The 15069-nt window shown below is 38.1% G+C and carries 14 protein-coding genes, 1 rRNA gene and 1 riboswitch; of the genes, 14 read left to right on the top strand and 1 reads right to left on the bottom strand.

What is annotated here, in order from left to right; translation table 11 throughout:
- Positions 1-115: ribosomal RNA gene (gene rrf, locus FEU33_RS13415) — 5S ribosomal RNA — on the top strand; the annotation flags it as partial.
- A 767-nt stretch (positions 116-882) separates the two neighbouring features.
- On the opposite strand, the gene FEU33_RS13410 is transcribed toward rrf, so the two are convergent.
- Entirely contained in the window at positions 883-1425 is a 543-nt protein-coding gene (locus FEU33_RS13410; RefSeq protein ID WP_146549845.1) for a DUF1572 family protein, read from the bottom strand.
- A 431-nt stretch (positions 1426-1856) separates the two neighbouring features.
- Between FEU33_RS13410 and FEU33_RS13405 the strand changes: the two genes are divergently transcribed.
- The 13 genes from FEU33_RS13405 to purH all read left to right on the top strand — a co-directional run bounded on the left by FEU33_RS13405 (position 1857) and on the right by purH (position 15027).
- The gene (locus FEU33_RS13405) at positions 1857-2597 is read left to right on the top strand and encodes an alpha/beta hydrolase (RefSeq protein ID WP_244951028.1); all 741 of its coding nucleotides are present in this window, start codon (positions 1857-1859) and stop codon (positions 2595-2597) included.
- Positions 2598-2907: 310 nt separating this feature from the next.
- A complete protein-coding gene (locus FEU33_RS13400) occupies positions 2908-3096 on the top strand; it encodes an NETI motif-containing protein (RefSeq protein WP_146549844.1) in 189 nt (62 codons plus the stop codon).
- A gap of 98 nt (positions 3097-3194) precedes the next feature.
- Positions 3195-3293, top strand: a riboswitch (purine riboswitch).
- 272 nt (positions 3294-3565) lie between these two features.
- Positions 3566-4054: a 5-(carboxyamino)imidazole ribonucleotide mutase gene (purE, locus tag FEU33_RS13395; RefSeq protein ID WP_146549843.1), complete on the top strand. Its 489-nt coding sequence runs from the start codon at positions 3566-3568 to the stop codon at positions 4052-4054.
- A complete protein-coding gene (purK, locus tag FEU33_RS13390) occupies positions 4051-5175 on the top strand; it encodes a 5-(carboxyamino)imidazole ribonucleotide synthase (RefSeq protein WP_146549842.1) in 1125 nt (374 codons plus the stop codon). The genes purE and purK overlap by 4 nt, the downstream gene beginning before the upstream one ends.
- Positions 5176-5187: 12 nt before the next feature.
- On the top strand, positions 5188-6483 hold the full coding sequence (purB, locus tag FEU33_RS13385) for an adenylosuccinate lyase (protein ID WP_146549841.1): 1296 nt from the start codon (positions 5188-5190) through the stop codon (positions 6481-6483).
- Positions 6484-6513: 30 nt separating this feature from the next.
- A complete protein-coding gene (gene purC, locus FEU33_RS13380) occupies positions 6514-7230 on the top strand; it encodes a phosphoribosylaminoimidazolesuccinocarboxamide synthase (protein WP_146549840.1) in 717 nt (238 codons plus the stop codon).
- Positions 7227-7475, top strand: a complete 249-nt coding sequence (gene purS / locus FEU33_RS13375) for a phosphoribosylformylglycinamidine synthase subunit PurS (protein WP_146549839.1) — start codon at positions 7227-7229, stop codon at positions 7473-7475. The genes purC and purS overlap by 4 nt, the downstream gene beginning before the upstream one ends.
- 2 nt (positions 7476-7477) lie before the next feature.
- The gene (purQ, locus tag FEU33_RS13370; RefSeq protein ID WP_146549838.1) at positions 7478-8161 is read left to right on the top strand and encodes a phosphoribosylformylglycinamidine synthase subunit PurQ; all 684 of its coding nucleotides are present in this window, start codon (positions 7478-7480) and stop codon (positions 8159-8161) included.
- Positions 8148-10379: a phosphoribosylformylglycinamidine synthase subunit PurL gene (gene purL / locus FEU33_RS13365; protein ID WP_146549837.1), complete on the top strand. Its 2232-nt coding sequence runs from the start codon at positions 8148-8150 to the stop codon at positions 10377-10379. Before purQ ends, purL begins: the two co-directional genes overlap by 14 nt.
- On the top strand, positions 10355-11776 hold the full coding sequence (gene purF / locus FEU33_RS13360; RefSeq protein ID WP_146549836.1) for an amidophosphoribosyltransferase: 1422 nt from the start codon (positions 10355-10357) through the stop codon (positions 11774-11776). The genes purL and purF overlap by 25 nt, the downstream gene beginning before the upstream one ends.
- Positions 11777-11794: 18 nt before the next feature.
- Positions 11795-12850: a phosphoribosylformylglycinamidine cyclo-ligase gene (gene purM, locus FEU33_RS13355; protein WP_146549835.1), complete on the top strand. Its 1056-nt coding sequence runs from the start codon at positions 11795-11797 to the stop codon at positions 12848-12850.
- Positions 12850-13419, top strand: a complete 570-nt coding sequence (purN, locus tag FEU33_RS13350; RefSeq protein WP_146549834.1) for a phosphoribosylglycinamide formyltransferase — start codon at positions 12850-12852, stop codon at positions 13417-13419. The genes purM and purN overlap by 1 nt, the downstream gene beginning before the upstream one ends.
- A gap of 72 nt (positions 13420-13491) precedes the next feature.
- Entirely contained in the window at positions 13492-15027 is a 1536-nt protein-coding gene (purH, locus tag FEU33_RS13345; protein ID WP_146549833.1) for a bifunctional phosphoribosylaminoimidazolecarboxamide formyltransferase/IMP cyclohydrolase, read from the top strand.
- Positions 15028-15069 lie beyond the last annotated feature (42 nt).

The raw sequence follows: 15069 nt of genomic DNA, 5'->3' as shown, positions 1-15069 counted from the left end.
TAGTAATGATGGCCAAGAGGTCACACCTGTTCCCATGCCGAACACAGAAGTTAAGCTCTTGAGCGCCAATGGTAGTTGGGGGCTGTCCCCCTGTGAGAGTAGGACATTGCTAGGCGTATTAAGGTACTGCTAATAATGTATTGGCAGTACCTTTTTTTGCATTGGTTTCTATTAAAACTTGAGATAAAAAAAGGCAAGGTTTTATAATAAGTTATTGGGATCATAGTTATGAATAGTCATATGAAGTCTTGAAAAAAGGAGAAAATATAAAATTCTTTTTTTATCTTGGACTATGCTAATTAATGTTGTTAATAAATCAAAAGCATGTTAATTAGGAAAAAACAGGTGATAAATTTGGCATAATTCTGGGAAAACATGTGTTTTTAGCTCCATTCATATAGATCGTCGCTGCGCCTTGCTCGATTCCTCGAAAATGCATGAGCATTTCCTTCGTGCGGTGCCTGTTCAGTGAAGCCCATTCAATGTCTCATGGGAAAAGCGAACAGTTGAGAGCCAGCATGAGCAATTAAGGAACGGACTTATGGTGCGCCACATTGCGTCACATCCTGTGGTAACGAACTCCGTGACCAACGTCCTCTTGCCCCATGGAGGTTCAAGCTCAAGCCGTGCCCACATGAGTTCATGCAAGCCGTAGTGGAAATCACCCGAATACACTATATTTCGTGGAGAAAATTGGATAATAAACATACTCGAATAAATTATTATAAATAAAGAATCTTCAATATATTGAAAAATAACCTTTTTTGTATTATTAAACTTATACTCTTCATTTAGTAAAGAAAAATTATTTTATTCCTTTCTTTCCAAAAATCTCATCAAATCTAATTAAATAAAAATATCTATTTGAAACCTGGGTCTCTTTTATTGTCTAGACTGGTGTTTTTTTAGCATCTGCTGTAAATAAGATTCTGACTTACCTTTTGGGATACTTAGGCTTTTCCAATCTTTACCCTTTAATTGTTTACCAATATAAACGATTTGCCCAATATGATAAGCATAATGAGCTAATTGTCTTTCAATGGCTTCTATTACCGAATGACTTTCGCCACGAATAGATACATTCTTTAATAAATCCTTTTCGCTTAGATTATTTAATGCTTTAAAAAGGGTGTTCCATCCCTTTTCTAAAGTCTCTCTCAACTCAGTTTTTGATGCTATGTTATCTACAAATTCTTGCTCACGATTCCGATTGGGCTTCTCCCCATCGGAATGTAGGAAATCTGTCCATCTTGATACCATATTCCCACTTAAATGCGTTACGATAATGGCAACACTATTTGATTCTTCATTTAAAGTCCAATGAATATCATCTTCAGATAGTTGTTCAATTGTCTTATCTCCAAGACTTTTAATGATTTTAAACCTTTCTGTTACAATCCTTAAGTAGTCAGCTTCAATATTCATTAGTGCCCTCCCATTCCAATAAATAATAAAAAGTTATCCTTATTTTACCACAGGTTTCTGTACTTAATCTCCGTTGAACAATAGTAGCTAATGTGGATAATTTCTGAATGAGTGATAAGTTTCACCAGTTGAAAACAAATGATTTTGACTATTATTTTATAGACGCATGATCACTTCGATTTTTTATGATATCGAGGAGTTGAAATTAATTTAAATAAGCGGTCGAGGTGTTTGGAGCAATACCATTAAAGTGTTGCCCTCATTCTTTTAACTGGATAGTTTAGTTGAAAAAAGTTGTTTAAAATAATTATCACTATTAAAATGAATCCGTGATAGTTTTTCTTGATTATGGTACAAAAATATAAATATTCGCTGTTCAGATGTTTTACTAATGGATAGGAAGATATAAAACAAGTGGGGGATTCAACAAAATGATTAAATTGGTACCTCCTAAGCCTTTTTTCTATAAAGGCGGGGAGAAAGCTGTACTGTTATTACATTCTTTTACAAGCAATACGATGGATATGAAAAAGTTAGGAAAATATTTACATAAAGAAAATTATTCTTGCTATGCACCATTATATAGTGGACACGGTTTAACACCAGAAGAGCTTCTTACATATAGCCCGTCAGATTGGTGGCAAGATGTGCTAAATGGTTATCAGTTATTGAAGGATGAGGGTTTTAAAAAAATAGCGGTGATTGGTCTTTCTCTTGGAGGCATATTTGCATTAAAAGTTGGGCAGGAGTTAGATGTAAATGGTGTCGTGACAATGTCAGTGCCAAACCATAGAGAAGCGTCTTTTTTGCAAAAACGAGTATCTTTTTATGCCAAAAGATATAAACAGCTTGAAGGGAAAACTGAAGAACAAATCGATTTAGAAATGAAACTTCTTCAAAATATGCCTATAAGTTCATTGGTTGAGTTCCAACAGTTAATTGATGCAATAATGGATCATGTATCTCTTATTACTTCACCAATTTGTATACTATATGGTGAATTAGATGAGCCGTTGTATAAAGAGAGTGCAGAGACAATTTTTCGTAGTGTTACAACAAATCAAAAAACAATAAAAGGGTATCCGAACTCTAAACACTTGATGACATTAGGAAACGACATTAACGACATCAATAAAGATATTCTGTTGTTCTTAAATAATTTAACTTGGTAGTTATGATGAAGCTTACTAGGGCCCTAGTTAAGCACCAGACGACGTATTTAACACTGAAATTGGCCGTTTACTAGAGATTTTAGTTAAATAAAAATAGTAAAAGTCAACTAATGGGTTGGCTTTTTCTGTTGCACTTAGAATGTGAACTTAACTGAACGCATGATTAAAAGCAATTGCTCCAATTGTATTGAAAAGGGTCTGAAAGAAAAGTTCATTTTTATGTAAAAAATAAGTTGGCACTCACAACTGATAGAACAAATCCGTTTTAGCCGCTATAATATAAAAAAGATTCAAGTCAGGAAGTGATAGAATGACTAAAAAACAATTATGGTTTGAAGTAGAAGAAACAGAAACAATTGACGCATGTTTGGAAAGAATGAAGAAACAAGGATATATGCCGGTCGGTCGAAAAGAAGAACCGCTTTTTCAAATGGTGAATGGAGAACCCGTTCCTATTCGTCAAATTATTAAATTTAAAGGATTGTTCATCGAAAAATAGAATAAAAATTATTTAAAATACGAACGATATACTTTTTGTATATTTCAATGTTCGTATTTTATGGTTGACTTGTGTTCTTTCTCTTGTTAAAATGTGAGAAGAAAAAACATTGAATCCCCCATATATGCTAGAGGATTGGCTCTAGTGTCTCTACCCGGCACCGTAAATGCTGGACTATGCGGGAAAGCAACTAAACTATAGGTGTATACATAGGCGAAAAGCATTTATGGAATGCTTTCATAGCCATGTTATCTATAAATCCTTAGGTATCTGCTTTTCACGCGTAGTAATAATGTAGTGAAATGGGTATCTGAGGATTTTTTATTGGATGAACTTCTTTCATAAATGTAGTTACAAAGCAAAAGAAGTTAAACCTTAGGCTGATGTCACAGATTTAGAAAGTGTAAAAAATTATTCATGGTCTATCTGAATGTCATTACGTCGAAGTGTAATTATAGGAGGCACATACATGAATCCGAAAATTGGCGTCATCATGGGAAGTTCAAGTGATTGGGGAACTATGAAATATGCATGTGATATTTTAGATGAATTAGAAATCCCGTATGAAAAGAAAGTCGTTTCTGCTCATCGTACACCTGATTTGATGTTTGAATATGCTCAGGAGGCACGTGGTAGAGGATTACAAGTCATTATAGCTGGTGCTGGTGGTGCAGCTCATCTACCGGGAATGGTGGCTGCTAAAACAACATTGCCTGTTATTGGTGTTCCAGTTCAATCTAAGGCATTAAATGGACTTGACTCTTTACTATCAATTGTGCAAATGCCAGGTGGTGTTCCAGTAGCTACTGTTGCAATCGGCAAAGCTGGAGCAACGAACGCAGGGCTGTTAGCAGCACAAATCTTGTCTATAACCGATTCAACCATTACAGAAAAAATAGAGGCAAGACGACAAGTGATGAAAATGAAAGCTTTAGAAAGCACAGGTGAGTTACAGTGATGAAGACGATTTTTCCTGGCCAAACAATTGGGATTATTGGGGGTGGTCAGCTTGGACGTATGATGGCACTTGCTGCAAAAGAAGCGGGTTTTAAAATTGCCGTATTAGAGCCAACAATGGATTCACCATGTGGTCAAGTAGCTGATATTCGTATTGTTGCACCTTACAATGATGAAACAGCTCTTGAAGAATTGGCTGAAGTCAGTGATGTCATCACGTTTGAATTTGAAAATATCGATTATGATGGATTAAAAAGATTAACAGAGATCGCATATGTACCACAGGGTGCTGAACTCATCAAAATTACACAAGATCGAATCCAAGAAAAAATAACCATCAGTCAATCAGATTGTCCTATCGCAAATTATATTGCTTGTCAAAACTTTAATGAGCTTGTGCAGAATATTGAAAAGGTCGGTTATCCTTGTATCGTGAAAACTGCACGTGGAGGATATGACGGAAAAGGGCAACAAACGATATACTCAGCAGATGATTTAGAGCTTGCAAGTCCATTATTTGAACATTCAGCTTGCGTAGCTGAAGCGTTTGTACCCTTTACGAAAGAAATTTCAGTGATTGTTCAAAGAAATGTTCAGGGTGAAACTTATTGCTTGCCAATAGGTGAGAATATTCATGTTAACCATATTCTTCATGAAACAATCGTACCTGCGCGCATTAACAATAAGACAGCTAAATTAGCGGTCGAAGCAGCAGAAAAAATCGCAGACTATCTTCAATTAATTGGTACATTGGCTGTTGAAATGTTCGTTCTTGAAGATGGGACTATTGTGATTAACGAATTAGCACCAAGACCACACAATTCTGGACACTACTCCATTGAAGCTTGTAATATATCGCAATTTCATCAACATATCCGCGCGATATGCGGTTGGCCACTACGCAAACCAAAGCTTTGGAGTCCTTCCGTTATGGTCAATATTCTAGGACAACATGTGATGCCGGTAACGAACTCATTGTCAAAATACCCAGATTGGTCTATTCATCTTTATGGAAAGCAACAAGCGAAGAAGAATCGGAAGATGGGGCATGTTACAATAATGACGGATGATCTTGATCATACTATTAAAGAAATTAATGATTCTGCCATTTGGGCGGAATAGAAGGAGACAAACATGATAGCACGTTACACTCGTCCTGAAATGGGCGCAATTTGGACAGAACAAAACAAATACCAATCTTGGTTGGAAGTAGAGATTCTAGCTTGTGAAGCTTGGTCAGAGCTTGGAGATATTCCAAAAGAAGATGTAGCCAAAATTCGTGAAAACGCAACTTTTGATATTGATCGTATTTTAGAAATTGAAAAAGACACTCGTCACGATGTAGTAGCATTTACTCGTGCCGTATCCGAATCGCTTGGCGAAGAACGTAAATGGGTACATTATGGGTTAACTTCAACAGATGTGGTTGATACAGCTCTTTCTTATCAATTAAAACAAGCAAACGAAATCTTAAGAAAAGATATTCACAACTTTATCGACATAATTGCTGCAAAAGCAAAAGAACATAAATACACAGTCATGATGGGCCGCACACATGGTGTACACGCTGAACCAACTACTTTTGGATTGAAGCTTGCATTATGGTACGAAGAAATGAAACGTAACTTACAACGTTTTGAAGCTGCAGCCAAAACAATTGAAACGGGCAAAATTTCTGGTGCTGTAGGTACTTATGCAAATATTGACCCATTTGTGGAACAATACGTTTGTCAAAAGCTAGGACTACAGCCTGCACCGATCTCCACTCAAACATTGCAACGTGATCGTCATGCTGAATATCTTGCGGCTCTTGCATTGATCGCTACTTCTATCGAGAAATTCGCGACAGAAGTTCGTGGACTTCAAAAATCAGAAACACGTGAAGTAGAAGAATTCTTTGCAAAAGGACAAAAGGGATCTTCTGCAATGCCTCATAAACGTAATCCAATCGGTTCTGAAAATATGGTCGGTATGGCACGCGTTATCCGTGGTCATATGCTAACTGCATACGAAAATGTTTCTTTATGGCATGAACGTGATATTTCACATTCATCTGCAGAACGTATCATTTTGCCAGATACAACAATCGGCTTAAATTATATGTTAAATCGCTTTGGCAATATCGTGAAAAACTTAACAGTATTCCCAGAAAATATGAAACGCAATATGGGTCGTACTTTTGGATTGATTTATTCACAACGTGTGTTACTTGCATTGATCGACAAGGGTCTTGTACGTGAGGAAGCTTATGATACTGTTCAACCATTGACTGCAAAAGCATGGGATGAACAAATTCAATTCCGTGAACTTGTCGACGCAGATGAGAAGATCACTTCTTATCTATCTAAAGAAGAAATAGACGATTGTTTCGATTATCACTACCATTTGAAAAATGTAGATATGATTTTCGAACGTCTAGGCTTAAACTAAATAACTAAACCTAAACCGGGGGTATCAACAGTGGAAAAAGGTCAACTTTTGTATGAAGGAAAAGCAAAAAAATTGTATGCAACAGAGGATGAAAAAATCCTTTTCGTTGAATACAAAGATAGCGCTACAGCATTCAACGGTGAAAAGAAAGCAGAAATTGCAGGCAAAGGTGTTTTAAATAACAACATTACGTCATTGATCTTTGAAAAACTAAAAACAGCTGGCATTGACTCGCACTTCGTTGAAAAAATTTCAGATAACGAACAACTTGTGAAGAAAGTAGATATTATTCCAATCGAGTTGGTAGTACGTAATATTGCGGCTGGTAGCCTTGCTAAACGATTAGGCATTGAAGAAGGAACACCTCTTAAACGCCCAATCGTAGAATTTTATTACAAAAATGATGACCTTGGAGACCCAATGATCTCGGAAGAACATATTGACGTATTGGGCATTGCTTCTAAAGAAGAAGTGAAGGCCCTTTACGACAATGGCTTAAAGATAAATGAAATCTTGCGCCCATTTTTCGAAGAGATCGATGTCATATTAGTTGATTTTAAATTGGAATTTGGTCGTGATGAAAACGGTCATGTACTATTAGCAGATGAAATCTCACCTGATACATGCCGTTTATGGGATGCAAAAACAAAGCAACATCTTGATAAGGATGTATTCCGCCGTGATCTCGGCGATTTAACAGAAGTCTATAAAATCATATTATCCCGTCTAGGAGGAGTAACTAAATGAAAAAAGTGAAAATCTATGTAACACTTCGTGAAAGTGTTTTAGACCCTCAAGGAACTGCTGTCAAGGGTTCACTACACACAATGGGCTATAACGAAGTGGCAGATGTTCGCATTGGTAAATATTTAGAATTGCAAATCGATCCTTCTGAACGTGATATCGATGGCATAGTAAAAGAAATGTGTGAAAAGCTACTAGCAAATACAGTAATTGAAGATTACCGTTATGAAATCGAGGAGGCTAACTAGAGATGAAATTCGCAGTACTCGTATTTCCTGGGTCAAACTGTGATTTAGATATGTATCACGCGATTAAAGACGAACTCGGAGAAGAAGCAGAATATGTATGGCATGACGCAACAGACTTAAGCGGATATGACGGTATTTTATTACCAGGAGGGTTCTCTTATGGGGATTATCTCCGTTGTGGTGCAATTGCTCGTTTTTCTAATGTAATGACTGAAGTAGTCAAAGCTGCAGAAGCTGGTAAGCCTGTACTTGGTGTATGCAATGGATTTCAGATTTTAACAGAGGTAGGATTACTTCCAGGCGCTTTGTTACGAAACAAAAATCTCAAATTCATATGTCGTACGGTAGATTTGAAAGTAGTCAACAATCATACATTATTTACAAACCAATATGATGACAATGAAATGATTCAAATACCAATCGCTCATGGCGAAGGTAATTACTATTGCGACGAAGAAACCTTACAAAAACTAAAAGACAACAATCAAATCGTCTTTACGTATGAGGGTGAAAATCCAAATGGTAGTGTTGAAAACATCGCTGGTATTATCAACGAAAAGGGAAATGTTCTTGGTATGATGCCTCATCCAGAGCGTGCAGTGAATGAATTGATCGGTGGTATAGATGGCCTTGCCTTATTCAAATCAATTGTTAAACAGTGGAGGGAATCATATGTCCAAGCTTGAACCAACAACTGAGCAAATTAAAGAGCAAAAGCTATATGCACAAATGGGATTGTCAGACGAAGAATTTGCTTTAGTAGAGAAGATTCTAGGACGCACACCGAACTGGACAGAGACAGGTCTTTTCTCTGTTATGTGGTCTGAGCATTGTTCTTATAAAAACTCCAAACCTGTTTTACGTAAATTCCCAACGAAAGGGCCTCGCGTATTGCAAGGACCTGGAGAAGGTGCAGGGATTGTTGATATCGGTGATGAGCAGGCGGTTGTTTTCAAAATGGAATCACACAATCATCCTTCCGCAATAGAGCCTTATCAAGGTGCTGCTACAGGTGTTGGCGGTATTATTCGTGATGTATTTTCAATGGGTGCAAGACCTATTGCTATGTTGAATTCTCTACGTTTTGGAGAACTAGATGCATCTAAACGTGTCAAATATCTATTTGAAGAAATTGTAGCCGGGATTGCAGGCTATGGGAACTGTATAGGGATTCCAACAGTTGGCGGTGAAGTTCAATTTGATCCTTGCTATGAAGGAAACCCACTAGTGAACGCTATGTGTGTTGGTTTAATCGATCATAAAGATATCCAAAAAGGGATTGCATCTGGCGCAGGTAACACAGTCATGTATGTGGGTGCAAAAACAGGCCGTGATGGTATTCATGGTGCAACGTTTGCATCAGAGGAATTAAGTGAATCTTCAGAAGAAAAAAGACCAGCTGTCCAAGTTGGAGACCCATTCATGGAAAAATTATTATTAGAAGCTTGTCTAGAACTTGTCAAATATGACTCTCTTGTAGGGATTCAAGATATGGGTGCTGCTGGTCTTACTTCATCTTCAGCAGAAATGGCTTCTAAAGCAGGTTTTGGCGTAGAGATGAATTTGGATTTAGTGCCACAACGTGAAACAAACATGACACCTTATGAAATGATGCTTTCCGAATCGCAAGAACGTATGTTGATCGTTGTGAAAAAAGGGCATGAACAGGAAGTTATCGACTTATTTGAAAAATATGGATTAGATGCTGTAGCAATCGGTCATGTAACAGAGGATAAAATGCTACGTTTGATCCATAAAGGAGAAGTAGTCGCAAATGTTCCGGCAGATGCTTTAGCGGAGGATGCACCTGTTTACCATAAACCATCTGCAGTGCCGGCATACTTTAAAGAATTTCAACAAATGAAAAATGAAGAGCCTACTGTAGAAAATTATAAAGAAACATTACTCGCATTATTAAAACAATCGACTATTGCTTCAAAAGAATGGGTCTATGACCAATATGATTACCAAGTGCGTACATCTACTGTTATAGCTCCAGGATCTGATGCGGCTGTTCTTCGTGTTCGTGGTACAAACAAAGGACTTGCGATGACAACAGATTGTAACTCTCGTTATATTTATTTAGATCCAGAAACTGGCGGTAAAATTGCCGTTGCAGAATCTGCACGTAATATTGTTTGTTCTGGTGGACAACCCTTAGCTGTTACAGATTGTTTGAACTTTGGTAATCCAGAGAAGCCAGAAATCTTCTGGCAAATTGAAAAGTCAGCAGAAGGTATCTCAGCGGCGTGTGAAGCATTGCAATCACCTGTTATTGGTGGGAACGTTTCTCTTTATAACGAAAGAAGCGGTGTTGCTATTTATCCAACACCAACCATTGGTATGGTAGGTCTAGTCGAAGATTTATCACATACAACAACCCAAAAATTAAAAGCAGCAGGCGACTTCATATACCTAATTGGCGAAACAAGAACAGAGTTTGGCGGTTCAGAATTACAAAAATTGCAAAATGATGGTCGTATTTTTGGCTTAGCACCAACCATTGATTTAGAGGTAGAAGCAAAGAGACAAAAATCTTTGTTGAATGCTATCCAACAAGGTCTTGTGGAATCAGCACATGATTTAGCAGAAGGTGGATTTGCAGTTGCGTTCGCAGAAACAACATTTGGAACTCCATTCGGTGCAGATGTGACAGTCAGTGGTTCTGCAGCAACAGCATTATTTAGTGAATCTCAATCCCGTTTCTTAGTTTCTGTGAAAAAAGAAAATGCAAAAGCATTTGAAGAAATCGCTCAAGACGCAGTGAAAATTGGTAGCGTATTGAACGAGCAACAATTGATCATTCGTGGTGAAAATGACGAAATCTTAATTCAGGGCTCTGTGAAAGAATTCGAAGATGCTTGGAAAGGAGCTATCCCATGCTTGGTGAAATCAGAGGCTTAAATGAAGAATGTGGAGTATTCGGTATCTGGGGACATCCTAATCCTGCTCAAATAAGTTATTATGGCTTACACGCTCTTCAACATCGTGGGCAAGAAGGGGCTGGCATTGTTGTAACGGATGGAGAAAAATTGCAAGCTGTAAGAGGCGAAGGCTTGGTCAACGAAGTATTTACAGGGGATAAATTAAGTAAACTTCAAGGAAAAGCGGCCATTGCTCATGCTCGCTATGCAACAGCTGGCGGCGGGGGCATTGAAAACGTACAACCATTGCTTTTCCGTTCATCTACAGGCAGTCTTTCGATTGCTCATAATGGGAATTTAGTAAATGCTAATCATTTGAAAAAACATCTAGAACGACAAGGAAGCATATTCCAAACTACTTCTGACACAGAAGTGTTAGCTCATTTATTGAAACGAAGCGGCTTTGGTTCTATGAATGATCGTGCTAAAAATGCATTAACGTTGTTAAAAGGTGCATATGCATTTTTAATCATGACTGAGGATGAAATGCTGGTTGCTTTAGATCCACATGGTCTACGTCCTCTATCCATCGGAAAATTAGATGATGCTTGGGTCGTTGCTTCTGAAACATGTGCTTTTGATATTATTGGAGCAGAGCTTATCCGTTCAGTTGAACCAGGCGAACTCATAACGATCAATGATGAAGGATTAAAATCAGAAAAATTTGCCTATCCTGCCGAACGTGCTATCTGTTCAATGGAATACATCTACTTCTCTCGCCCAGATTCTGATATTGACGGTATTAACGTTCACATGGCGCGAAAACGTTTAGGAAAACAACTTGCGAAAGAAGCAAATATTGAGGCAGATGTTGTAACAGGTGTTCCTGATTCCAGCATTTCAGCAGCAATTGGTTTTTCCGAAGAAAGTGGTATTCCTTACGAATTAGGTTTGATCAAAAACCGTTATGTTGGTCGTACATTTATCCAACCTTCTCAAGAGATGCGTGAAAGAGGCGTTAAGATGAAGCTTTCACCTGTACGTCAAGTAGTACAAGGCAAAAGAGTGGTAATGGTGGATGACTCGATTGTACGCGGTACGACTTCCAGAAGAATTGTGAATATGCTGAAAGAAGCAGGTGCCAAAGAGGTACATGTTGTCATTAGCTCACCGCCTATGACGGACCCATGTTATTACGGTATTGATACATCTACACATGAAGAACTCATTGCATCTAATCATAGTGTAGAAGAGATCCGCGAAGCAATCGGTGCTGATTCATTGACTTATTTATCAGTGGACGGATTGATAAAAGCCATTGGTAGGACAGATGAAGGTCCAAATTGTGGTCATTGCTTAGCATGTTTCACTGGAAAATATCCTACAGAGATCTTTCCAGATACAATCTTGCCGCATGAAAAAGAATTGGCACGTTAATTTTAGGAGGAAAAAATCATGTCAAAAGCATATGAACAAGCAGGCGTGAATATCGAAGCAGGTTATGAGGCTGTACAGCGTATGAAATCTCATGTAGAGCGTACAGCAAGAAAAGGTATTTTAGGTACATTCGGTGGCTTTGGCGGTATGTTTGATTTGTCCGAATTGAATTTAAAAGAACCAGTTCTTATTTCTGGTACAGATGGTGTAGGAACAAAATTAAAACTTGCTTTTATGCTGGATCAGCATGACACGATCGGTATTGACTGTGTAGCTATGTGTGTAAATGATATCGTAGCACAAGGAGCTGAACCACTGTATTTCTTAGACTATATAGCAGTTGGTAAGGCAGAGCCTGCCAAAATAGAGCAGATCGTGAAAGGGGTAGCAGATGGTTGCGTGCAATCGGGCGCAGCATTAATCGGTGGAGAAACTGCTGAGATGCCAGGTCTTTATGATGTACATGAATATGATCTAGCAGGTTTTGCAGTAGGTGCTACTGAAAAAGCCAATATCGTTACAGGTGAACGTATTGTGGAAGGTGACGTGTTAGTTGGCCTTGCCTCAAGCGGGGTTCATTCCAATGGATATTCATTAGTACGCAAAATTGTATTTGGAGATGCAGGATTGACACCAGATACTATCGTAGCTGGGTTTGAAGAACTTGGACCAATAGGAAAAGCGTTGCTTACACCTACTAAAATTTATGCAAAGCCAGTACTAGAAATGCTCCAAAAATGCGATATTCATGGTATGGCACATGTCACAGGAGGGGGCTTCTATGAAAATCTCCCTCGTATGATGCCAGCAGGATTTGCAACTGCCATTGATTTGGGCACATGGCCTGTACTACCTATTTTTGAATTTTTAAAACAACAAGGTAACTTACAACAACATGATTTATACAATGTTTTTAATATGGGGATTGGTTTCGTATTAGCAGTGCCCGCAACTGAAGCTAAACGTATTAGTGAAATTGCTGAAGCACACGGTGAAAAAGCTTATACAATTGGGCGCGTCGTCAAAGGAGAAGGAGTTATTTTCAACGGTGATCATGATGGGAGTTTGGCATAATGGATAAACAAGTATCTATTGCAGTATTTGCTTCAGGAAATGGGACAAACTTCCAAGCTATTCAAAATGCCATTGAAAATGGACAATTACGAGCCAAAATTGAGTTAGTGGTGACAGACCAACCAAATGCATATGTCATAAAGCGTGCAGAAGAAAAAGGTATCCCAGTATTAGCGTTGAGTCCAAAAGATTTTCACACGAAGGAAGCTTATGAAAAAGAAATCTTACGCAATCTGCAAACGTTAAAAGTGGAATGGTTAGTGCTTGCAGGGTATATGCGTTTGATAGGCCATACATTATTAGCCGCTTTCCCATCAAAAATTGTAAATATCCATCCATCTTTATTGCCATCTTTCCCAGGAAAAGATGCCATTGGACAAGCAGTGAAACATGGCGTGAAGGTAACCGGAGTCACTGTTCATTTTGTAGATGAGGGGATGGATACGGGGAAGATTATCATGCAAAGAGCTGTTCATGTGGTTGATGGTAATCTTGAAAAAACCGAACAAGCCATTCATGAAGTTGAACATGTACTTTACCCAGCTGCATTACAGTCGTTATTTGTCTAATCATAGTGAATATCGCCATAATCTACATACCAACAATGATGATGTTGGCATAAACTCAAGGAGGAAATTATTGTGTCAAAACGTGCATTAATCAGTGTCTCTGATAAATCAGGAATCTTAGAATTTGCAAAAGAATTAGAGGCTTTAGACTATGAAATTTTATCAACTGGTGGGACTAAAAAACACTTACAAGAAAATGGAGTAAAAGTTACATCTGTAGAGGAAGTAACGAATTTTCCTGAAATCTTAGGTGGTCGTGTTAAAACATTAAACCCTATGATCCATGGTGGTCTTCTTGCAAAATATGATGACCCAGAACATCAAGCACAAATGCAAGAACATGGTATCGAACCAATCGAAATTGTATGTGTCAACCTTTATCCATTTGTCGAAACCATTTCAAAACCTAATGTTGAATTTGCTGATGCAATTGAAAATATTGATATTGGCGGTCCAACAATGCTACGTTCAGCTGCCAAAAACCAAAAATACGTAACGGTTATTGTAGACGCTAATGACTATCCTAAAGTATTGGAAGAATTAAAAGCAAATGGTTCTACAACATTGGAAACACGTCGTCATCTAGCAGCAAAAGTATTCCGCCATACGGCAGCTTATGATTCATACATTTCAAATTACTTAACAGAATACTTAGGCGAAGAATTCCCAGAGCAATTAACACTAACATACGAATTAAAACAACCACTTCGTTATGGCGAAAACCCTCATCAAAAAGCCGCATTTTATCAAAAACGTCTTGGTTCCGATTTTTCCATCGCATATGCAGAGCAACTACATGGTAAAGAACTTTCTTATAACAATATTCAAGATGCGAATGCCGCACTTCAAATCATTAAAGAATTCAAACAACCAGCCGCAGTTGCAGTGAAACATATGAATCCATGTGGCGTTGGGGTTGGAGAAACGATTGCACAAGCATTCAATGAAGCATATGAATCTGATTCAACTTCTATTTTCGGTGGGATTGTAGCACTTAACCGTGAGGTGGATGCAGAAACAGCAGAAAAATTAGCTAGTATTTTCTTAGAAATCATTATTGCACCAGGATTTACAGCAGAAGCAATTGAAAAATTGACAGTTAAGAAAAATGTCCGTCTACTAAAGATTTCATTTGAACAACAAAAACGAGATCAATTCAACACCGTATCTGTTGAAGGTGGATTACTTGTTCAAGAACCAGATCGTAAAGGCTTTGAGGATGCAGAAATTACTGTTACATCTGAACGTCAACCTACAGAAAAAGAATGGGAAGCTCTAAAACTTGGATGGTCTGTCGTAAAACATGTGAAATCTAATGCGATCGTCGTAACAGATGACAAAATGACTTTGGGCGTAGGCGCAGGTCAAATGAATCGCGTAGGCTCAGCTAAAATCGCACTAGAACAAGCAGGCGACAAAGCGAAAGGTGCAGCCTTAGCATCTGATGCATTCTTCCCAATGCCTGACACAGTAGAAGAAGCAGCAAAAGCAGGAATAACAGCGATTATCCATCCAGGAGGCTCTAAACGCGATCAAGATTCCATCGATGTAGCCAACAAATATGGCATCGCAATGGTAACAACAGGAGTTCGCCACTTTAAACACTAATCTTGATGGCAAGAAAATTCCTTGCTTCAGATACAAAAAGAA

It is taken from the genome of Rummeliibacillus suwonensis (assembly GCF_007896435.1).
Taxonomy (GTDB): Bacteria; Bacillota; Bacilli; order Bacillales_A; family Planococcaceae; genus Rummeliibacillus; species Rummeliibacillus suwonensis.
This window is presented reverse-complemented; position numbering and strand designations above follow the sequence as displayed.

Bases quoted from the DNA above. Each gene is read 5' to 3' on its own strand.
- FEU33_RS13410 (WP_146549845.1), bottom strand. From the start codon at position 1,425: ATGAATATTGAAGCTGACTACTTAAGGATTGTAACAGAAAGGTTTAAA.
- FEU33_RS13405 (WP_244951028.1), top strand. From the start codon at position 1,857: ATGATTAAATTGGTACCTCCTAAGCCTTTTTTCTATAAAGGCGGGGAG.
- FEU33_RS13400 (WP_146549844.1), top strand. From the start codon at position 2,908: ATGACTAAAAAACAATTATGGTTTGAAGTAGAAGAAACAGAAACAATT.
- purE (WP_146549843.1), top strand. From the start codon at position 3,566: ATGAATCCGAAAATTGGCGTCATCATGGGAAGTTCAAGTGATTGGGGA.
- purB (WP_146549841.1), top strand. From the start codon at position 5,188: ATGATAGCACGTTACACTCGTCCTGAAATGGGCGCAATTTGGACAGAA.
- purS (WP_146549839.1), top strand. From the start codon at position 7,227: ATGAAAAAAGTGAAAATCTATGTAACACTTCGTGAAAGTGTTTTAGAC.
- purQ (WP_146549838.1), top strand. From the start codon at position 7,478: ATGAAATTCGCAGTACTCGTATTTCCTGGGTCAAACTGTGATTTAGAT.
- purL (WP_146549837.1), top strand. From the start codon at position 8,148: ATGTCCAAGCTTGAACCAACAACTGAGCAAATTAAAGAGCAAAAGCTA.
- purF (WP_146549836.1), top strand. From the start codon at position 10,355: ATGCTTGGTGAAATCAGAGGCTTAAATGAAGAATGTGGAGTATTCGGT.
- purM (WP_146549835.1), top strand. From the start codon at position 11,795: ATGTCAAAAGCATATGAACAAGCAGGCGTGAATATCGAAGCAGGTTAT.
- purN (WP_146549834.1), top strand. From the start codon at position 12,850: ATGGATAAACAAGTATCTATTGCAGTATTTGCTTCAGGAAATGGGACA.